Origin of the sequence: Gordonia metallireducens, from assembly GCF_021245825.1 — a bacterium.
GTDB lineage: Bacteria > Actinomycetota > Actinomycetes > Mycobacteriales > Mycobacteriaceae > Gordonia > Gordonia namibiensis.
Genome location: NZ_JAJQJP010000030.1, coordinates 139,379 through 160,349 on the forward strand (window position 1 = coordinate 139,379; position 20,971 = coordinate 160,349).

The 20,971-nt window shown below is 68.2% G+C and carries 13 protein-coding genes; 9 read left to right on the forward strand and 4 right to left on the reverse strand.

Going from position 1 to position 20,971, the window contains the following annotated elements; all coding sequences use genetic code 11:
* The first annotated feature begins 74 nt into the window (after window positions 1-74).
* The 4 genes from LQD00_RS12090 (at window position 75) to LQD00_RS12105 (ending at window position 5,143) form a co-directional block, all read left to right on the forward strand.
* Window positions 75-1,499 (forward strand): FAD-binding oxidoreductase, encoded by a 1,425-nt coding sequence (locus LQD00_RS12090; protein WP_232717466.1) that lies wholly within the window; start codon window positions 75-77, stop codon window positions 1,497-1,499.
* A gap of 76 nt (window positions 1,500-1,575) precedes the next feature.
* The gene (locus LQD00_RS12095) at window positions 1,576-2,337 is read left to right on the forward strand and encodes a decaprenylphospho-beta-D-erythro-pentofuranosid-2-ulose 2-reductase (RefSeq protein WP_005199206.1); all 762 of its coding nucleotides are present in this window, start codon (window positions 1,576-1,578) and stop codon (window positions 2,335-2,337) included.
* Between the two features lie 31 nt (window positions 2,338-2,368).
* Window positions 2,369-4,372, forward strand: coding sequence for a galactan 5-O-arabinofuranosyltransferase (locus LQD00_RS12100; protein ID WP_406567013.1), 2,004 nt, complete (start codon window positions 2,369-2,371; stop codon window positions 4,370-4,372).
* A 3-nt stretch (window positions 4,373-4,375) separates the two neighbouring features.
* Complete coding sequence (locus LQD00_RS12105; RefSeq protein WP_232717468.1) at window positions 4,376-5,143, forward strand: MBL fold metallo-hydrolase; 768 nt, start codon at window positions 4,376-4,378, stop codon at window positions 5,141-5,143.
* A gap of 1 nt (window position 5,144) precedes the next feature.
* On the opposite strand, the gene LQD00_RS12110 is transcribed toward LQD00_RS12105, so the two are convergent.
* Window positions 5,145-5,825 (reverse strand): nitroreductase, encoded by a 681-nt coding sequence (locus LQD00_RS12110; RefSeq protein WP_232717469.1) that lies wholly within the window; start codon window positions 5,823-5,825, stop codon window positions 5,145-5,147.
* A gap of 213 nt (window positions 5,826-6,038) precedes the next feature.
* On the opposite strand from LQD00_RS12110, the gene LQD00_RS12115 reads away from it, so the two are divergent.
* On the forward strand, window positions 6,039-8,618 hold the full coding sequence (locus LQD00_RS12115) for an alpha/beta fold hydrolase (RefSeq protein ID WP_232717470.1): 2,580 nt from the start codon (window positions 6,039-6,041) through the stop codon (window positions 8,616-8,618).
* A gap of 62 nt (window positions 8,619-8,680) precedes the next feature.
* On the opposite strand, the gene LQD00_RS12120 is transcribed toward LQD00_RS12115, so the two are convergent.
* The 3 genes from LQD00_RS12120 to aroQ all read right to left on the reverse strand — a co-directional run bounded on the left by LQD00_RS12120 (window position 8,681) and on the right by aroQ (window position 10,029).
* The gene (locus LQD00_RS12120) at window positions 8,681-8,998 is read right to left on the reverse strand and encodes an ArsR/SmtB family transcription factor (RefSeq protein WP_232717471.1); all 318 of its coding nucleotides are present in this window, start codon (window positions 8,996-8,998) and stop codon (window positions 8,681-8,683) included.
* Entirely contained in the window at window positions 8,991-9,473 is a 483-nt protein-coding gene (locus LQD00_RS12125; RefSeq protein WP_232717472.1) for an SRPBCC domain-containing protein, read from the reverse strand. The genes LQD00_RS12120 and LQD00_RS12125 overlap by 8 nt, the downstream gene beginning before the upstream one ends.
* A gap of 85 nt (window positions 9,474-9,558) precedes the next feature.
* Window positions 9,559-10,029: a type II 3-dehydroquinate dehydratase gene (aroQ, locus tag LQD00_RS12130; RefSeq protein WP_232717473.1), complete on the reverse strand. Its 471-nt coding sequence runs from the start codon at window positions 10,027-10,029 to the stop codon at window positions 9,559-9,561.
* 100 nt (window positions 10,030-10,129) lie between these two features.
* Between aroQ and LQD00_RS12135 the strand changes: the two genes are divergently transcribed.
* From LQD00_RS12135 to LQD00_RS12150, 4 genes are all read left to right on the forward strand, one after another.
* A complete protein-coding gene (locus tag LQD00_RS12135) occupies window positions 10,130-13,492 on the forward strand; it encodes an arabinosyltransferase domain-containing protein (RefSeq protein WP_232717474.1) in 3,363 nt (1,120 codons plus the stop codon).
* Between the two features lie 97 nt (window positions 13,493-13,589).
* Window positions 13,590-16,913 carry an arabinosyltransferase domain-containing protein gene (locus LQD00_RS12140; RefSeq protein ID WP_406567014.1) on the forward strand — a complete coding sequence of 1,108 codons (3,324 nt, stop codon included), beginning with the start codon at window positions 13,590-13,592 and terminating at the stop codon, window positions 16,911-16,913.
* Entirely contained in the window at window positions 16,906-20,232 is a 3,327-nt protein-coding gene (locus LQD00_RS12145) for an arabinosyltransferase domain-containing protein (RefSeq protein WP_232717475.1), read from the forward strand. Before LQD00_RS12140 ends, LQD00_RS12145 begins: the two co-directional genes overlap by 8 nt.
* A gap of 166 nt (window positions 20,233-20,398) precedes the next feature.
* Window positions 20,399-20,938, forward strand: a complete 540-nt coding sequence (locus tag LQD00_RS12150; RefSeq protein WP_040536276.1) for a Dps family protein — start codon at window positions 20,399-20,401, stop codon at window positions 20,936-20,938.
* Window positions 20,939-20,971: the final 33 nt, after the last annotated feature.

Here is a 20,971-nt window from a genome sequence, read left to right on the forward strand (position 1 = left end):
ACCGGGAAAGTGCGACGCCTGTCGCAGGTCGTCTCTCATCGTCGGCCCACGGCGGCCGAGTACTCTCTTCACCGATGTCTACTGAAGAGTTGTTGCCGATCACGACCCGCAAGCTGGTGGGTTGGTCTCGCACCACCCCGATCGAGGGTCACGTGCTGTCCACGCCGTATCCCGAGGTCATCGCCGAGGCGGTCGCCCGCGTCGCCGACGACAACGCGGACAAGCCGGACTACCTCAAGCGCGGTGTCATCGCCCGCGGTCTCGGCCGTTCGTACAACGAGTCCGGCCAGAACAGCGGCGGTCTCACGATCGACATGACCCCGCTGACCAGGATCTACGCCATCGACTCCGAGACCGCGACGGTCGACCTCGACGCCGGCGTCTCCCTCGACACCCTCATGCAGGCCGCGCTCCCGCACGGCCTCTGGGTGCCGGTGCTCCCGGGTACGCGTCAGGTCACCGTGGGTGGCGCGATCGCGCACGACATCCACGGCAAGAACCACCACAGCCAGGGCAGCTTCGGCAACCACGTCGTCGAGATGCAGCTCCTCGTGGCCGACGGTCGCATCCTGACGCTCACCCCGGACGGCTCCGGCGACGACCCGAACGGCGAACTGTTCTGGGCGACGGTCGGCGGCATCGGCCTCACCGGCATCGTGCTGCGCGCGAAGATCCAGATGAAGCGCACCGAAAGCGCCTACTTCATCGCCGACACCGCGCGCACCGGGTCGCTGCAGGAGACGCTCGACCTGCACCTGCAGGACGGTTTCGAGGACGGCTACGAGTACGCCTCGGGCTGGTTCGACACCATCAGCGCACCGCCGAAGCTCGGCCGCGGCACCTTCTCGCGCGGTAACCTCGCGCGCGTCGACGAGCTGCCGGAGAAGTACCGCGACAACCCGCTGTCGTTCAACAACAAGCCGCTCGTGCGGTTCCCCGACGTCTTCCCGCGCGGGCTGGCCAACAAGCTCAGCTTCTCGGCGGTCGGCGAGGCGTACTACCGGATCGGCCCGCCCAGCGAGGGCAAGGTCAAGAATCTGGCGCAGTTCTACCACATGCTCGACGTGTTCGGTGACTGGAACAACGCCTACGGTCGCGGCGGCGGATTCTGCCAGTACCAGTTCATCGTGCCCACCGGTAACGAGGCCGAGTTCACCAACCTCATCGAGCACATCCAGGCGTCGGGGCACGTCAGCTTCCTCAACGTGATCAAGCTGTTCGGCGACGGCAACAAGGCGCCGCTCAGCTTCCCGTTCAAGGGCTGGAACGTCTGCCTCGACTTCCCGGTCAAGGCCGGGCTCGCCGAGTTCCTCAACGATCTCGACCGTCGGGTGATGGCCATGGGCGGACGCCTCTACACCGCGAAGGACTCGCGGACATCGGCGGCGAACTTCCACTCGATGTACCCGCGCATCGACGAGTGGATCGCCACGCGGCGTCGGATCGACCCCAACCGGGTGTTCATGTCCGACATGGGCCGTCGACTCGAACTCGCCTGACCCACAACCGGTTCCGACCCTCATACCACCTTTGCGGCCCACCGGCCGCAGACCACCGAAAGCGAGAAGACCCACGATGATGAACGCCGTCGGCGTCCCACAGTCCATCCTGGTCCTGGGCGGGAGCTCGGAGATCGGGCTCGCCATCACCGCCGAGTACCTGAGCAAGGGTCCGGCCCGGGTCATCCTCGCTGCCCTGCCGGGTGACCCGTCCGTCGAGGCCGCGGTCGAGAAGGCCAAGAAGGCCGGCGCCACCGAGGTCAGCGTCATCGACTTCGACGCCCGCGCCACCGACACCCACCGCGACGTGATCGAGAAGGCCTTCGCCGACGGCGACGTCGACGTGGCCATCGTCGCCTTCGGCATCCAGGGCGACGACGAGCAGGCCTGGCAGGACCACGGTCTCGCGGTCGCCGAAGCCCAGATCAACTACACCGCAGCGGTTTCCGTCGGTGTGCTCCTCGGTGAGAAGATGCGCGCCCAGGGCCACGGCCAGATCATCGCGATGAGCTCGGTCGCCGGTGAGCGCGTCCGTCGCAGCAATTTCGTCTACGGCTCCACCAAGGCCGGACTCGACGGTTTCTACCTCGGACTCGGCGAGGCGTTGCGCCCCTTCGGTCCTCGCGTCCTCGTGATCCGTCCGGGTCAGGTCCGCACGCGACTGTCGGCGCACGTCAAGGAAGCGCCGCTGACCGTCGAGAAGGAAGACGTGGGTCGCCTGGCGGTCGCCGCGGCCACCAAGGGCAAGGAGATCGTCTGGGTCCCCGGTCCTTTCCGCTACATCATGATGGTCCTACGCCACATCCCGCGCCCGATCTTCCGCAAGCTGCCCGTCTAGCAGCCCTCGACGCCGACTGCGATTGCGAGCGATGACGACTTCCGTGAGCGCTGACCGCCAGGACCCCACGACCGCGCCTCAGGAAGCAGACTCCGGTCCGACCACGGCCGCACGCCTGGGCCGGACAGCACTGCTCCTGCTGATGGCGGTGGTGGTCGGTGCGGTGGTGTCGATCATCGGTCTCAAGGCGATCGAGACCGTCAACTGGCCGGCCTTCAACTCGTCGAACGTGACCCGGTCGCTGACGACCGCCGGTCAGGTCCTCGCGATCGCGGTGCTCGTCGTCGTCGCACTGCTGTACCGCTACGGGAAAGGGCGGGTACTCGTCCCGTTCCTGTCGGCGGCGGCGATGTCGGCGTTCGTGACGGTCACCATCGGGATGCCCTTGGGCGCAACGCGTCTCTACCTCTTCGGCCTGTCCGTCGATCAGGAGTTCCGCACCGAGTACCTGACACGCATGACGTCGAGTCCGCGCCTGGCGGACATGACCTACCCGGATCTGCCGCCGTACTACCCGGCCGGTTGGTTCTGGTGGGGCGGCCGGTTCGCGAATCTGCTCGGCCAGCCCGGGTGGGAGGCCTACAAGCCGTGGGCCATCGTGTCGATGGCGGTGGCCGCGGCGGTCAGCGTCGTCCTGTTCAACCGGATGTTCGGTGCCGATCGCGGGGGGGCACTGGGACTCGCGGTGACCACGCTGGCGCTGCTGTACGCCTCGCCTGAGCCGTACGCCGCGATCCTCGTGATCATCGGTGTGCCGATGATGATCGTCCTCACGTACGCGCTACGCGGCCGGGCACGTGCCGCCGACGGTCCGGTCGGACCGCTAAAGGGTGCGACCAGTTGGCCTGCGGTGGTCGGAGCCGGTGTCTTCCTCGGCATCTCGGCCGCAACCTACACGCTCTACACCGGTCTGTTCGCGCTGACCGCGGTTCTCCTGGCCTGCTGTTTCCTCGTCCAGGGTTGGCTCGCGGCGTCCAACAAGGCGACACCGACCCGCACCGTCAAGGCACACCGCCGCGAGATCGTGGTCGCCGTCGTCGGGCGACTCGTCTCGGTGGGCGTCATCGCCGGAGTAATCGCGCTGCTGGTCTGGGCACCGTATCTGCTGAAGCGTCTGTCCAGCGCCCCGGCCAGCGGCGGAACCGCCGAACACTACCTTCCGGAGCGCGGGGCGACGTTCCCGCTGCCCATGTTCGGGGTCAACCTGGTCGGTGCGATCACGATGATCGGCCTGCTGTGGATTCTCCTGCGTTTCCGGACCCGCACCGTCGCAGTGGCCATGGGCGCCACCGTGATCACGGTGTACCTCTTCTGCCTGCTGTCGATGCTCATGACCGCTTTGGGCACCACCCTGCTGTCCTTCCGGCTCGAGCCGATCCTGGTGGCCGCGCTCGCCGCGGCCGGCGTCTTCGGCGTCGTCGACATCGGTCACTGGGCCGTGGGCCGGTTCGGCGACGTCCGCGTCGTCGTGGGCGCGGTGGCCGTGCTCGCCGCCATCGCAGCGGCACAGAGCATCCCCGGCCATCTCGGTACGGAGATCACCACGGCGTACACCGACACCGACGGTTACGGAAAGCGCGCGGACGAACGTCCGGCCGGCGCCGAGTCGTATTTCGCCGAGATCGACGAACTCATCGGCGAGCAGACCGGCCGACCGCCGACCGAGAACGTCGTCCTCACCGCCGATTTCGGGTTCCTGTCGATCTACCCGTACTGGGGCTTCCAGGGGCTGACCTCCCACTACGCCAACCCGCTGGCCGAGTTCGACAAGCGCGCCGCGGCCATCGCACGCTGGGCGAAGGCGGAGGACGCCGACCAGTTGGTCCGGCACCTCGACGAGTCACCGTGGAAGGCACCCGATGTCTTCCTGTTCCGGTACAGCTCCGACGGGTACTCCCTCCGCCTCGCCGAGGACGTCTACCCGAACGACCCGAACGTCAAGCGCTACACCGTCACCTTCGATCCCTCGGTCTTCGACGACCCCCGGTTCGAGGTCACCGAGGTGGGCCCGTTCGTCCTCGTCGTCCGGAAGTGATCGATGCGTCCGACGTTCGGCACCGCCCGGCCGATGGAGATCACGCGCCTCGACGGTGACTCGTCGACAACGTATTTCGTCCACACCGACGTCGTGAACTGGGTGCTGTTGGAACAGGGCGGCGAGCTCACCCTCATCGACGGCGGCTACCCCGGACAGGCCGGGCAGGTCGTCGAATCGATCAACCGGATCGGCCGTCGTCCTGAGGACATCCGCGGTGCGCTGCTGACCCATGCGCACGTAGACCACCTCGGCGGACTCGCGAAACTGCAGGCGCGGTACGGATTCCCGGTCTACATGGACCCCGTCGAGGTCGATCACGCCCTGCGGCACCATCTTCAACAGGCCAACGCGCTCGACCTCGCGCCACTCGCCGGCACCCGGCGCCTGTGGTCCTGGCTCGCGAAGACCACACCTCTCGGGGTGTTGAGTCGAGCCGGACTGTCTGCGGCAGAGTCTTTCCCCGAGAAACTGGACCTGCCGGGGTCACCGATGGCCGTGGCCAGCCACGGTCACACCGACGGCCACAGCTCCTACCTGGTCGGCGACGGGCGTGCCCTGGTCTCCGGTGATGCGCTGGTCAGCGATCACGAGGTGTCGGCGATCGCCGGGCCACAATGCATTCCGTCGCCGTTCCAGCACGACGAGGCCACCGCGCGTCGCAGCGTCGAAAGGTTCACCGAACTCGACGCCGAGCTGCTGCTTGCCGGACACGGGCCGCTGTATCGAGGCAGCGTCGCCGACGCGGCTCGTCAAGCGCTGGCGCTCTGAATTACTCTGCGAATCCCACGAACGTGGTGGCTTCCTCGACCGTCTTGCGTTCGGAGACCACTGAATTGGCGGGGAACGTCTCATCCGGCCAGCCCAGCGCGATGCTCTTCATGATGACCTGGTCGTCCGGTATCCCGGCATGTTCCCGGACGACGGGCGACTGCATGATGCCCTGGCTGTTGATCACGGCACCGAGACCTCGGGACCAGGCGGCGTTCACGAGCGCGGTGGAGACCGCTCCGCAGTCGAAGGGGGTGTCGTCGCTGCCGTCCAGGATGCGGTCGTAGGTGACGATGACGCAGACCGGGGCATCGAACTGGCGGAATCCCCGTAGGACCCAGTCCTGCCGCATCTCCATGTCCTCGCGCGCGATGCCCATCGCGGTGAACAGCTGCTTCGCCACGCCGACCTGGCGATCACGATGGACGCCGGTGAACTTCTCCGCGCCGGTTCGGAATTCGCGGGAGTGCGGCACGCCGGCCAGGTTGCGTTCGGTGTTGCCCGCGCGGATGCGATCGAGTGGCTCACCGGTGATCACGTAGAAGTTCCACGGCTGGGTGTTCATCGAGGACGGCGCGCGCATTGCGAGCGCGAGGATCTCCTCGATGAGTTCCCGGGGCACGGGCTCCGGTGTGAAGCCGCGGATGCTGCGCCGCCCCAGAATCACGTCGTCGAACTGCATCGTTCCCTCTCGTCGGGCGATCCGGGCCTACGGATCTGCCCTCACCCTACTGTTACCCCCGCCACGTTCTCGCCATCCGGCGGTGCCGCCGCCACGAACAAAGGGTAGCTTTACCTGAGTTGAGTTTCCGGGGCCGGAGGAGGGGCCGAGTCCCGCACGGAGAGGCGTCGTCCGCAACCGTGGTCACCCCCGCCACCTGGGGAGTTCGAGAACATGATCGGCGACAATCACCTGGATACCAGCCCGTCTGCCACCGCCGGATCATCCGACCCCGCGGCGACGACAGCTGCCGCCCGGTGGCGAGCGATCGCGCGGAGCCGTGGCGACGCGGTCGCGATCCGCACTCCGGAGCAGTCGATCACCTTCGCGCAGGCGGCCGCGCGGGTGGACGACCTCGCCCACGCGATCGTCGGCACCACCCCGGCGAACACTCCGGTGGCCGTCGAGATCGAATCCGACATCGACTCGGTGATCTCGATGCTGGCCGTCTGGTGCGCCGGACGTTCGCTGGTCCTGGTCGATCCGTTCCTGCCCGAGGAACGCCGCGCGAACATCCTGGACCTGTCCGGGGCCCACCTCCTCACACCTGCGGTCGCCGTCGATCACGAGTCGCGCGAAACGCATGTCGTCGAACCCGCCCCCGATGATCCGGCAGTTCTCCTGTTCACCTCCGGCTCCACCGGCACCCCCAAGGGCGTGGTGCTCGCGCAGCGGACTCCCGTCAACCACGCGCGTGACGGCCGCCGATTCATGTCACTCGGTCCCGACGATCGCGCGGCGGTGCTGCTGCCGTTGAGCTTCGGCGGCGGCCTGGACGCCCTCGCGATGAGCCTCCTCAACGGCGCGACGATGCTGTTGTGGGATGTCCGGCGCCGCACCACCACCGGGCTACGGGACTGGTTGTCCGCCGAAGGCGCGACCACCGCACACTGCACGCCGTCACTGCTTCGGTCATGGCTGGGCGAGCTCGACGCCGAGGATGCCGTCGACTCCCTTCGCCTGCTGTCGACCTGCGGTGAGCCCGCACATCACACGGACATCGAACTCGCGCGGAACACGATCCTCCCCCGGGGCGTGTTCTGTTGCTGGGCAGGCGCATCCGAGGTCGGCAACCTTGCTTTCAATCTCTTCCCGCCGGAACGCGAGGTCGAAGACGGCGCGATCCCGGTCGGCATCCCGGCGTCGGACAAGTGCGTCCGCATCGTCGACGAGGACGGACGGGATCTACCACCGGGGTCAACCGGTGAGATCATCGTCGAGTCCGCGAACATCGCCTCCGGGTACCACGCGAATCCGGAGCTGACCGCGGCCCGCTTCACCTCGCTGCCCGACGGCCGCAGACGTTATCGCACCGGCGATCTCGGGCGTCTCGACGAGAACGGTGCACTCGCACTGCTCGGTCGCGGCGACGACGCGATCAAGGTCCGCGGCTACCTCGTCGAACCCCTCGAGGTCGAGTCCGCGCTGCGCTCGCTGCCTTGGACCACCGACGCCGTCGTCACCGCCGACCGGGAGGAAGGACGGCTCACCGCGCACGTGGCCGTCGACCCTCAGAAGTGGTCGCCGTCGCCCGCCGAGATCCGCCACGAACTCGGAAAGACACTGACCCCGTGGATGATCCCGCGTGACATCGTCGTGGTGTCGGAGATCCCGCGCAACGAGCGGGGCAAGGTCGACCGCGGCGCCCTGCCGCCTCCCCCTCCACGCCCGACGCCCGAGCGACCGCGCGGACTCACCGAGATGGCGCTGCACCGCTTCTGGAGCGAGATCCTCGGTCTCGAACCCCAGTCCTTCGGTCGCCACGACGATTTCGTGGAACTCGGCGGCGACTCACTCGCCGCCGCGAAGATGCTCTCCGAGGTCCAGCACCACCTCCAGTTGGAGGTGAACACCGCCATGCTCGCCGAGGCGCCGACAATCGCGCAGTTCGCGCAGCGGATCGAGACGGCCGCGAAGGAGCGGTCCAAGAACGCCACCGGTGCCACGCTGATCCCGTTGCGGAAGGGGGCCGGCGACCCGATCTTCCTGATCGCCGGGGCCGGCAGCCTCGCGACGAGCCTGACACCGGTGGTCCGCGCGCTCTCCGGTGACCGCCCGGTCTACGCCATCCAATCGAGGGGCGTCGAAAAACGCGGCCGTGCAGATCATTCCGTGCGTGCCGCGGCGCGTCGTGCCATCGCCGACATCCGCTCGGTGCAACCCCGCGGCCCGTATCAGATCGGCGGCTACTCGCTGGGCGGGTTCATCGCCGTCGAGGCCGCTGCACGCCTCACCAGGGCCGGCGAGACCTGCCATCCGGTCGCGGTGCTCGACTCGCTCATCGACCCGGTTCTGGCGCAACGCCTCACCGGGAACGCGCCGAACGTCGCAGAGCGCATTCGGGACTCGTTGCTCTCATTGACCAAGGCTGACGAGACCCTGCCCGATCGAACCGGGACCGAGGAGAAGAAGCCCACCGGCTCACCGGTCCAGCGCGTTGTGCAGGAGATCGCCCTGAACGCCCTCATGCTCACCGCGGGACTCGTCCCGTTGTCGACGCCGGTGCAGTGGGTCGTCTTCTTCCGCCTGGGCACCAGAATGATCCGCCGTCACCGGCCCAGTCCCTTCTCGGGTCCGATCACGGTGGTCAAGGCGCGCACGAACACCGACGATCCCGCGCTGTGGGGCCACTTCACCTCGGGCAGGGTCGAGTTCCTCGACATCAACGGCGACCACATCTCGATGATCCGGGCACCCCACGCCGCGGAGACGGCCCGGGCGCTCGACGAGATCATCGGCGACGGGACGCCCTGAACGCAGATGTCGCGAAACGTGTCGCCAACCGCCACGTTTCGCGACATCTACGCGCTCGCCGGTCAACCACCTTCGGCAGCCTTCTTGATGCCGGCCAGTCGCCGATCCCAGCCACGCGCGATGGTGTCCAGGTGCCGGGCCACGCGTGAGAGCTCCGAACCGACCGCTTCGTACCGGATTTCGCGTCCGGCCCGGGATGCCGTGACCAGGCCCGCCTCGGTCAGGATCTTGAGATGTTTGGCGATCGCCTGACGGCTGATCGGCAACTCGGTGGCGAGGGTCGACGCCGACGCGGGGTCGGCCCCCAATCTGACGAGGATCTGCCAGCGACTCTCGTCGGCGAGGGCACCGAAGACCTCGACCGGAACAATCTCAGGCATCGGAACTTCCGGCCAGATGGGTGCGTGCGAGTTCGAGCTCGATCTTCCAGCCTTCGACGTTGCCGTCGAACTTGGCGCGTCGTTCCGCATCCGAACCGGACAGCGAGGCGAATCCCGACTCGACGACCTTGAGGTTCACCCCGGAACCGGAATCGGTGATCCAGAACTCGACCAGCGTCGACTCCGAGTCGGGATCGGTTGCGTCGGCGAGCCATCGGAAGGCGGCGTAGCGGGGTTCGTCGAGTTCCACCGTGCGAAAGACGAAGGCGCCGTGGACGGGATCGTGAACCGTCGACAGATCCCCGTCGCGGTCGATCCGGTGCTCGGTGATCGCGTTGTCGTTGATGTACCAGCCAGGCTCGCTGACGAGTTGCCACACGCGTTCGGCGGGCGCCTCGATGGTGATCTCCCGCTCGATCCGGTCGAGATCCTCATCTGTTGCCGCACTGGTTGTTTCGGGGTCGGTCGCACTCATGACGCCTCCTGGGTCATTCCGGATGATGCAACCCCATGGTTGCATCATCCGGAGCGACTTGCAACCCCTGGGTTGCAGTAGATCCTCAGGCCACGATCTCCGCGAGCCGCCGGATCGCGAACTCGTAGCCGCGGATGCCGTAGCCCGCGATGACACCGGCAGCGAGGGGCGAGACATAGGAGTGGTGGCGGAACGCCTCACGCTTGTGCACGTTGCTGATGTGCACCTCGAAGATCGGCACGCCGGGCACCACCAGGGCGTCGGCGAGGGCGACGGACGTGTGGGTCCACCCGCCCGGGTTGATGACGATTCCGCTGATCTTCCCGACCGACTCGTGAATCCAGTCGATCATCTGGCCCTCGTGATTGGTCTGCGCCGCACGCAGGCCGAAGCCGAGTTCCGACGCGGTCCGTTCGGCGAGGTCGACGACGTCGTCGAGCGTCTCGGAGCCGTAGATCGCCGGCTCACGGGTACCCAGGGTGTTCAGGTTGGGCCCGTTGAGCAGCAGGATCGGCAGCGGCTCGGGACCGGCCGGATCGGATGTGGAGTCGGACATGGGTTCACTTTAGTCGCCGACCCCGGCGCACCTGCGGCATCGATCAGGGTGTCGCCTCGCCGACCGGGGCGAGACACCGCAACGGCTACCATCTCTCTTTGTGCCAGCGCAGACCGTTCGACGAGCGAGGATCGTCGCCATAGTCACCGGCCTGCTCGGGTTCCTGCTCGCGCTCGCCACCCCGCTGATGCCGGTCGAGCAGAAGACCGCGGAGATCAACTGGCCCCAGAACGGGCAGATCGGTTCCGTCGCCTCCCCGCTCATCGGCTACACGCCCGTCGACCTCGACGTCACGATCCCGTGCACGGCCGTCGACGACCTCCCACCCGGCGGTTCGGTCCTGCTGTCCACCACGCCGAAACAGGCGGAGAAATCCGCCGAACGCGGCCTCTTCATCCGTAAGACGGGTGCCGCCGATGCCCCCGCCGACCGCCAGGGCGTCGAGGTGGTCATCCGCAACGTCCCGCTGATCTCCGCCAACCTCCAGGACATGCGCGCGCAGGACTGCCGCGAGATCGTCGTCCGCGCCGACTCCGACGCGGTGACCGCCGAATTCGTCGGCATGACCGACGATGCCGGGGAACCACTCGAGGGGACCACGGAGGACAAAGAGGCCTTCAAGAACTCGCCCGACCAACGGCCGCAGGTCACCGGCCTCTTCACCGACCTGTCCGGGCCCGCGTCGGAGATCGCCGGTCTCGACGCACATGTCACCGTCGACTCCCGCTACAACACCGCGCCGACCATCTCCAAGTGGCTCGTCATCATCGTCGGAGTCGCCGCGACGCTCCTGTCACTGGCGGCGTTGGCAACCCTCGACGCATCCGACGGCCGCAAGCACCGCCGCATCTTCCCCGCCCGCTGGTGGCGCCTCAACGCACGCGACTACGTGGTGATCGGTGCGCTGATCCTCTGGCACATCATCGGACCCAACACCTCCGACGACGGCTACCTGCTGACGATGTCGCGGGTCGCGCAGGACACCGACTACACCGCCAACTACTTCCGCTGGTACGGCGCACCGGAGGCACCGTTCGGTTGGTACTACCAGGTCTTCGGACTGCTCAGCCACGTCTCGGTGGCCAGTCCGTGGATGCGACTCCCCGCGCTCGCCTGCGGAATCCTGGTGTGGCTCATCGTGAGTCACGAGGTTATCCCGCGGCTCGGCCGCGCCGCGGTCACCCGCCCGATGGTGGCCTGGACCGCCGCCTTCGCCTTCCTCGCCTGCTGGTTCCCGTTCAACAACGGCCTGCGTCCCGAGCCGATCATCTGCCTCGGCGCCCTCCTCACCTGGTGTTCGGTGGAACGCGCCATCGCCACCGGTCGTCTGTTGCCCGCAGCCGTGGCCTGCCTGGTGGGCGCGTTCAGCATCGCCGCCGGCCCCACCGGTGTGCTCGCCGTCGCCGCACTGATCGCCGGCGCCCGGCCGATGATCATGGCGCTGATCAAGCGAGCCCGTGTCATCACCGGCGCCTCGACGTCGCGCCGCGCACTGAGGTGGTCCTTCGTCGCGCTGATCGCCCCGATCCTGGCCGCCGGCAGTTTCGTGTCCTTCGTGGTGTTCTCGAACCTGACCCTGCGCTCGTTCTCCGAGGCATCGAGCATGAAGACGGCGCTCGGACCCTCGATGAACTGGTACAACGAGCTCGGGCGCTACTCGGCGCTGTTCGCCTTCTCCGCCGACGGCTCCATCGCACGACGCTTCGCCGTCCTCGCGATGATCCTCGGCCTGGTGGTGGCCGCGGCGGTCCTGATCCGCAAGAACCGCATCCCCGGTACCGCCATCGGACCCACCCGGCGCATCGTCGCGATCACCTTCGCCTCGCTGGTGTTCCTCATGTTCACGCCGACCAAGTGGACGCACCACTTCGGCGTCTTCGCCGGCATCGCCGCCGCGCTGGCCGCCATCGCCGCGGTCGCCGCCAGCCAGCAGGCGATGCACTCACGACGCAACCGCACCCTGTTCTGTGCGCTCGTCCTGTTCATCGGAGGGTTGGCGTTCACCGCGCCGAACTCCTATTACTACTACTCCGCGTGGGGCATGCCCTGGGCCTACGAGCAGGTCAAGGTGGGCGGGGTGATGCTCGGCAGCGTGTTCCTGTACGCCGCGTTGGCACTGCTCCTCCTCGCGCTGTGGTTCCACTTCCGGGAACCGTTCACCGGCACCGACCCGCACTCCCCCGACGGGGATCCCACCAAGCGGGCCGACACCTCCGACCGGCGTTGGTACCGGCGTGTGACCGCGTCGATGGCCGCCGCACCGCTCGCCTATCTCGCGATGGCCATCGTCGTCTTCGAGATCATCACCGCGGTGTTCGCCGGTATCCACCAGTCGTCGTCGTACTCGGTGCCGCGCTCCAATCTGGCCGCGCTCGCCGGCAAGCCGTGCGGCATGGCCGACAAGGTGTGGGTCGAGGGAGACCCCAACCGCGACATGCTGCGGCCCGTCGACGGGTCGCTGGGCAACCCGCTGGGCGGACCGGCCCCGGAACCCGGCACCTCGCCGAAGACGGTCGGCTTCTCCCCCGACGGTGTACCGCTGGACCTGGCGTCGACGGCCAGTGAGGGCTCGTTGGGTGTGTTGTCCGGCAACGTGTGGGCCGACCCGAAGATCGTGAACTCCAACCCCGGCGGCACCGGCGGCGGTGAACTGGCCGAACCCGGCGTCAACGGCAGCAGCGCCGCGCTGCCGTTCTTCCTCGACCCGAAGACCACCCCGGTCATGGGCAGCTACTCCAAGCTCGACCAGGTCCCGGCCCGGCTCACCTCCGGCTGGTACGCCCTCCCGGAGGACTGGCGCGACCGTCCACTGTTGACCATGTCGGTGGCCGGCGAATACGACAACCCGAACGTGATGCTCGAGTACACCGCCGACCCGATCGGGCCGGACACCAAGGACGCCGACCTCACCGCCGCCGGCGAAACCGAACTCATCGACCCCGGCCCACGCCCGGCCTGGCGGAACCTGCGCTACAACACCAGCGAGCTGCCGGCGGACACCACCGCGGTCCGCATCGTCGCCACCGACGACAACCTCAACGAGGACCGCTTCATCGTCCTCACCCCGCCGCGGGTACCGCAGATGACGACGCTGCAGGACGTCGTCGGCAGCACCGACCCGGTGCACGTGGACTGGACGTCGGGTCTGGCCTTCCCGTGCCAGCGGCCGTTCACCCACGACGCGGGTGTCGCCGAGATCCCCCAGTGGCGGATCAAGCCGGGGTCGGATCTGGCGGCCGCGGTCTCCGCATGGCAGAACTACTACGGCGGCGGCCCACTCGGCTGGATCGACGTGTCGCAGCAGCCCACCGCCCTGCCGACGTACCTGATGGCCGACATCGGACGCGACTGGGGCGCGCTGGAACGCTACGAACCGTACGGCGGCGTGGACACCCTCGCCGACATCGACACCGGCACGGAGACCCGCAGCGGACTGTGGAGCCCGGCGCCGCTGCGGCACTGAGGAGCGCAGCCCACCTCGATCCCTGAGGTGCGAGCGGAGCGAGCCACGAAGGGTGGGCGCTAGGTGGCCGGGTGTCGGTCGCATACGATCAAGCACCGTGCCTGTGACAGCTCCGACGTCCCGTGTTTCCGCACATACCGCTCGTCTGATCGCGATCGTCGCGGGTGTTCTCGGCGTCGTGCTGTGCGCTCTGACGCCGTTGCTGCCGGTGAAGGCCACCGACGCCGACATCACCTGGCCCGCAGGTCAGGAGCTCGCCGCCGAGACGTCGTCGGTGATGGCGCCACTCATCGCGCAGACCCCGCAGACGCTCGACGCCCGCATCCCGTGTTCCACGCTGGCGAGTGCTCGCAACGGCGTCGTCCTGTCGACGATGCCGGTGAGCGCGCCGAAGTCGAAGGGTTCGTCGCTGTGGGTGACGAAGTCCGATCAGGCCGTCACGGTCACCTTCCGCAACAGCGTCGCGGCCACCGCGCCCCGCGCCGATCTAGACCGTTGCCGCGAGCTGCACATCTTCTCCGCCCCGAGCGGACCCGGCGCCCAGTTCGTCGGCCTCGGCGACTCGACGGTCTTGCCGCCCGAGAAGCGCCCGCAGGTCGCCGGCATCTTCAGCGAGCTGAGTCCCGAGCAGGCCCGCGCCGCGGCCGCCGCCGGTATGTCGGTCTCGATCGTCGTCGACAACCGGTACGAGTCCTCGCCGACGGTCCTGAAGATCATCGTGATGGTCCTCGCCGTGATCTCGGTGATCGTGGCACTGGTCGCCCTGGCCCTCCTCGACCGTATCCAGGGCTATCACCGCCGGATCGGGGCCCGGACCCGCGTCTGGTGGCACTCCCTGAAGCCGCGCGCCGCCGACCTGGTCGTGACGGCGATCCTGCTGGTCTGGCTGTTTCTCGGGGCCGGTTCGCCCGACGACGGCTACATCCTCAACATGGGCCGCACCGCCGACGGGTTCGGCTATCTGGCGAACTACTACCGCTTCTACGGCATCCCCGAGGCGCCGTTCGACTGGTATTACAGCTTCCTCTCGACGTGGTCGTCGATCTCGCCGTCGATCCTGTGGATGCACATCCCGGCCCTCGTCGCCGGCCTCGTGTCGTGGTTCGTGCTCAGCCGGGTGCTGCTGCCGCGTCTGGGCCCGGCGGTGCGTCGCAGTTCGTGGGCCAACTGGGCCGCCGCCCTGACGTTCACGGCGTTCTGGCTGCCGTTCTGCAGTGGCCTGCGCAGCGAGGGCATCATCGTCCTCGGCTCCCTGTTGACCTGGTGGGCAGCCGAATACGCCATCTCCACCCGACGCCTCCTGCCGGCGGCGCTCGCCGCCGCACTCGCCGGGTTCACCCTCGCGCTGGCTCCGCACGGCGTCGTCGGCGTCGCGATCCTGCTCGTCGCCGCCCGTTCGCTGCTGCACATCCTGCTCCGACGACGCAACGAGCTCGGCGGTTCGAGATGGACCTCGACCGCGGCGCTCGTCGCCCCGATCGCCGCCGCCGGGATGGTCGTGCTGGTCATCGTCTTCCGGGATCAGACGCTCGCGACGGTCCTCGAGGCCATCAAGCTCCGCTACACCGTCGGCCCGGTGATCTCCTGGCACCAGGAGTTCCTGCGCTACTACTTCATCTCGGTCGTCACCGACGACGGTTCGCTGACCCGCCGCGTGCCCCTGCTCCTTCTTCTCGCCGGTCTGTTCGTCGTCGTCGCGGTGATGCTGCGGCGCACCCGGATTCGCGGCGTGGACCCCGGTCCGGTGTGGCGTCTCGTCGGCGCCGTAGGTGTGACCCTGCTGTTGTTCGTGTTCACCCCGACCAAGTGGACGATCCAGTTCGGCGTCCTCGCCGGTCTCGCGGCGGCGATCTCCGCGGCCGCCACCCTCGCCGTCGCCCAGTCGGCTGCACGGTCCGCCCGCAACCTCACCGTCTTCGTGTCGGGTCTGTTGTTCGCGATGGCCGCGGCGATGGCCGGTTACAACTCGTGGCCGTTCGCCTATGAGTACGGCATCTCCTGGTTCGACCGCTCGCCCGTCATCGCCGGTTACGGGGCGTCGACGCTGTTCCTGGTCCTCGCCGTCCTGGCCGCCGCCCTGGCGGTGTGGCAGCACCTGCGACTCGACTACGTCACCAATCGCGGTCTCGCACACAGCGACACCGGTCCCGGTGAGACCCGCGCGGACCGTCGTCGCCTGTTCCTCGCGTCCTCGCCGATCGCGGTGATCGCCGGGCTCCTCGTCGTCGTCGAGATGCTGCTTTTCGTCAAGGCCGCCGTCACCCGGTATCCGGCGCCGACGGTCCTCACCGAGAACCTGAACACCCTGCGCGGCAACCCCTGTGGACTTGCCGACGAGGTGCTCGTCGAGGTCGACCCGAACGCGGGCATGCTCACCCCCGCCGGCGGTGCATCGGCGACCGAGGCACTGCGCGGCGAGAACCCGGTCGGCTTCTCCCCCAACGGCATCCCTGGGGACCTGCAGCCCGAACCGGGAAGCCAGCGACCGGGCCAGATGAACGTCTCGGCGAGCATGGCGCGCCCGTTCGCCATCACCGGCGGACTCGGCTCCGGGACCACCGGGGGCCGCGGTCCCGAAACCGTCAACGGGTCGAACGCCAAGCTCCCCTTCGGACTCGACCCCGCCACGACGCCCGTGCTCGGCAGCTACGGGTACAACGGCGAGGCCCGCCTGACGACGGGCTGGTACGACCTGCCCGCCGACCGTGCCGCATCCCCGCTGCTCGTGTTCAGCACCGCCGGCGCCGTCTCGACCATCGACACCTTCGGGGTGCGCAACTTCGGGCAGAAGATGGTTGTGCAGTTCGGCCGGCCCGGACCGGACGGTGAGTTCGAACAGATCGGCCCGGACATCCTGCCCATCGACCCCGGACCGGTGATCCTCAACCGTCCGTGGCGCAACATGCGGGTGCCGATGGCGGACGCCCCGCCGGCGGCGACCGTGATGCGACTGTCGTTGCAGGACAACAACCTCGGCGACAAGCAGTTCATCGGGATCACACCGCCGCGCGCGCCGCAGCTGCAGACCCTGCAAGAGGTCGTCGGGACGACGGCGCCGACCCTGATCGACTTCGGGGTGGCCTCGCACTTCCCGTGCCAGCAACCGATGGGTGTCTCGAACGGCGTCGCCCAGGTACCGCAGTGGCGGATCCTGGGTGACTACCCGCTGACCAACTCGCAGTCCAAGACCTGGCAGGCCGGCGTCGACGGCGGTCTGCTGGGCATCTCGGAGGCGACGACCTCGGCCCGTGCCGTGTCGACCTATCTCAAGGACGACTGGGTCCGCGAATGGGGCGCCCTGGAGAAGCTGACACCGCTGGTACCCGACGCACCGAACGCACAGATCGACACCGCACAGACGACGCAATGGGGCTGGTCACGCGCCGGCTCGATCAGGGTGGAGCCCGAATCCGATGAGTGAACCCAACTCCACGAGCCCGACCCCGAAGGTCGATGAGCGCCCCGGGCGCGATCGCCGCACCGCGAAGATCGTCGCGGTCGTCACGGGTCTGCTGGGCTTCCTGCTCGCGATCGTCACGCCGATCCTGCCGGTCAACCAGACCACCGCCGAACTCGAATGGCCGCAGGGCGATTCGGTCTCGGATGTGGCCGCACCGCTGGTGGCCTTCGTCCCGATCGACATGGACATGTCGGTGCCGTGTTCGCTGGCCGCCCGCCTGCCCGCGCAGGGCGGTGTCCTCCTCTCGACGACACCGGAGGGCGGCCAGGACGACTCTGCCCGCGGCCTCTTCGTCCGCGCCACTGCCGACACGCTGACGATGATCGACCGCAACGTGGTGCTGCTCAACACCGATCGTGCGGCCGCGCAGGCGAATCCGAACTGCCGGATCGTGATGCACGCCGACGGCGAGGGCGTCGACGGCCGTTTCGAGGGGCTGCCCGCGCCCGACGCCGCCGACGGTGGTCTGAACGAGTTCGCCATCCCCGATCACGAGATGCGGCCGCAGATCGTCGGCATCTACAGCGACCTGCCCGCGGACGTGTCCCGCGACGGGCTGTCGCTGCGCGCCACCATCGACACCCGCTACGTCACCTCGCCGACGCCGGTGAAGCTCGCGGCGATCGTGATCGGCATCGTGATGACGATCCTCTCGCTCATCGCTCTCGGTGTCCTCGACAGCCGGGACGGGCGCGCCCACAAGCGTTTCCTGCCGACCGGCTGGTGGACCATCCGCCCGCCCGACGTCGCGGTGTTCGCGATCCTGGCCTTCTGGTGGTTCGCCGGGGCCAACACCTCCGACGACGGCTACAACTTCACCGTCGGCCGCATCACCAGCGAGGCCGGCTACGCGGACAACTACTTCCGCTATTTCGGCGTCCCGCAGGACCCGTTCGGCTGGCATTTCCAGGTCATCTCGGCGATGTCGCACATCAGCGTGGCCGCGCCGTTCATGCGCCTGCCCGCCTTCCTCCTCGGACTTCTCGGCTGGTGGCTCATCAGCCGCGAGGTGATCCCCCGTCTGGGGCGCGCCGTCCGCAACAGCACGCCCGCGGTGTGGTCGGCGGCGTTCGTCTTCCTCGCGATCTGGTTGCCGTTCAACAACGGTCTGCGCCCGGAGCCGGCAGAAGCCGTGGGCGCGCTGCTCACGTGGTGCTGCGTGGAACGGGCGATCGCGACGCGGCGCCTGCTGCCGTACGCGATCGCGGTGGTGACCGCGGCGTTCACCCTCGCCCTCGCCCCCGGCGGCCTGATGGCGGTCGCCGCGCTGCTCGCGGGCATCCGGCCGATCGTGAAGACCGTCGTGTCCCGGCGGCGCCGCGACGGGCTGCTGCCGATGCTCGCGCCGATCCTGGCTGCGGGCACCGCGGTGCTCTATCAGATCTTCTTCGATCAGCCCCTGGCCCCGCTGATCGCGGGCAACAAGGTCGCTTCCGATGTGGGGCCGACCCTGGAGTGGTGGCAGGAACCGATCCGCTACTACTACCTGATCCTGCCTACCGCCGACGGCACCCTCGCGCGTCGTTTCGGCGTGCTGGCGATGATCCTCTGCCTGTTCGTCGTGCTGTTGCGCCTGCTGCGTCGCGAGCATCCGAACGGCGTTGCGCGGGCTCCGATCTGGCGACTGATCGCGGTCACGCTCGGCACCATGTTCTTCATCGCGTTCACCCCGACCAAGTGGACCCACCACTTCGGCGTCTACGCGGGCATCGCCGCCGGTATCGCCGCCGCGGCGGGCGCGATGATGGCACCCGCGGTGCTGCGGTCGCGTCGCAACCGCACCTTCTTCGCGGCCGCCGTGCTCGCGATCACCGGGATCTCCTTCGCCGGGACCAATGGCTGGTGGTTCGTCGGCAGCTACGGCGTGCCGTGGTGGGACCGCCCGCCGGCGATCGGCGGGATCAACGTCGCGTGGTTCATCCTCCTCGCGGCGGTGGTCACGGCCCTGGCCGGTCTGTGGTTCCACTTCCGCGACGACTTCGTCGACGAGCAGACGCGGACCCGCGGTGGTGACCGGTGGTACTCGAAGCTCAAGTTCCCACCGTTGCCGGTGATCTCGGGCCTGATGGTGCTGTTCATGGTCGCCTCGTTCCTGAAGGGCGCCTACGAGCAACGGGATTCGTGGTCTTGGATGAAGTCCAATGCCCGTGCCCTGACCGGTAATTCGTGCGGTCTGGCCAACGATGTCCTCGTCGAGGCCGATCCGACGGCGGGTCTGCTCCCGCCGGCGGCGGTGAACGGGCGGCCGGCACCCGGTGTTGTTCAGGCACTCTCGGGTTCGGAGTCGACCGGTTTCACGCCCAACGGGGTTCCCGACAAGCTGTCGGTGGATGCGACCGAGAGCAACGACTCGGCCACGACGAGCGCCCAGAACACCGCGCAGACCGGCGCCGGTGCGGACGAGTCCGCCGACTCGTCGTCGGCCCAGGGTGGCACCGAGGGCGGCCAGGGCGCACGCGGCATCAACGGGTCGACGGTCCGACTGCCGTTCGGCCTGAACCCTGCCGCCACACCGGTACTGGGCAGCTACGGCTCGCCGTCGGGCACCGCCTCACTCACCACGGACTGGTACCAGCTGCCGGAACGCTCCGACGACGCCCCGCTGCTCACCATGGCGGTCGCCGGATCGGTCGAGGCCGTCGACGGTATCGGTGTCGTCCACGCCGGCCAGAAGGTGGTCGCACAGTTCGGTCGCGTCGGCGCCGACGGCCGCGTGGTGCCGACGGGCCAGATGTTCCCCATCGACATCGGTGAGGTCCCCACCTGGCGCAACCTGCGGTTCCCGCTGGCCGATTCGCCGGCACAGTCGACCGTGGTGCGCATCCTGGTCGAGGACACCGCCGCGGCGTCGTCGGAGTGGGTGGCCATCACCCCGCCGCGCGTCAGCACGCTGGCGACACTGGACGAGGTCGTCGGCCGGACCGACCCAGTGTTCATCGACTGGCTACCCGGTCTGGTCTTCCCCTGCCAGCAGCCGATGAAGGTGCGGCATGGTGTGCTCGAGGTGCCGAAGTGGCGGATCATGCCCGATGCGGAGGCCACCCGGAAGAACAGCCAGACCTGGATGTCGGGGACTGCGGGCGGACCATTGGGCATCACCGAGGCGATGCTGCGTCCCACGTTGCTCCCGACGTACCTCCGCAACAACTGGGGACGTGACTGGGGTGGCCTGCAGCGGTTCACCGAGATCATCCCGGCGCCGCCCGCCGAGATCGAGCTCGGCGAGGCTCGACGGTCGGGACTGTACGACCCCGCGCCGATGCGATCGAGCGGTTACTGACCGGCTCTGACCTGTGCTGATGGGAGTGTCGCGGTGGTACCCGTGACACTCCCGTCGAAACCCGTCGACCCTGGTTCGTTACGCCACCGTGATGTCCGATCTCGGTTGCGTCACTCATCGGTTGCAACCCTCGCCCTCGCCGCGGCGGGAGGCCTAGCGTCGTGTCATGAGTAAATTCACGGCACCAGGACTCAGCACGGAATCGGCCGATGAGGTGGCCGGGATCCTGCAGGAGCGTCTCAGCGCGCTGAACGACCTGCACCTCACCCTCAAGCACATCCACTGGAATGTGGTCGGCGCAAACTTCATCGGCGTCCACGAGATGATCGATCCGCAGGTGGAACTCGTCCGCGGTTACGCCGACACCCTCGCCGAGCGCATCGCGACCCTCGGCTCGTCGCCGAACGGTACAGCCAAGGCGATCGAGGCCGACCGCTCGTGGAGTGACTACTCCATCGGTCGCGACACCGCCCAGGCCCACCTCGGTGCCCTCGACCTCGTCTACGACGGCTTCATCACCTCCCACCGCAACGCGATCGAGAAGATCGGTGAACTCGATCCGATCACCGAGGACGTCCTGATCGGCCAGACCGCCGAGCTCGAGAAGTTCCAGTGGTTCGTCCGCGCCCATCTCGAGAGCTACACGGGAGAACTCAAGCACTCCGGCGCCAGCGGCGAGAAGGAAGCTGCCGACGCCGCACGCTGACCCGCCAGACCTGGTGTGGGGCCATCCCCCCGG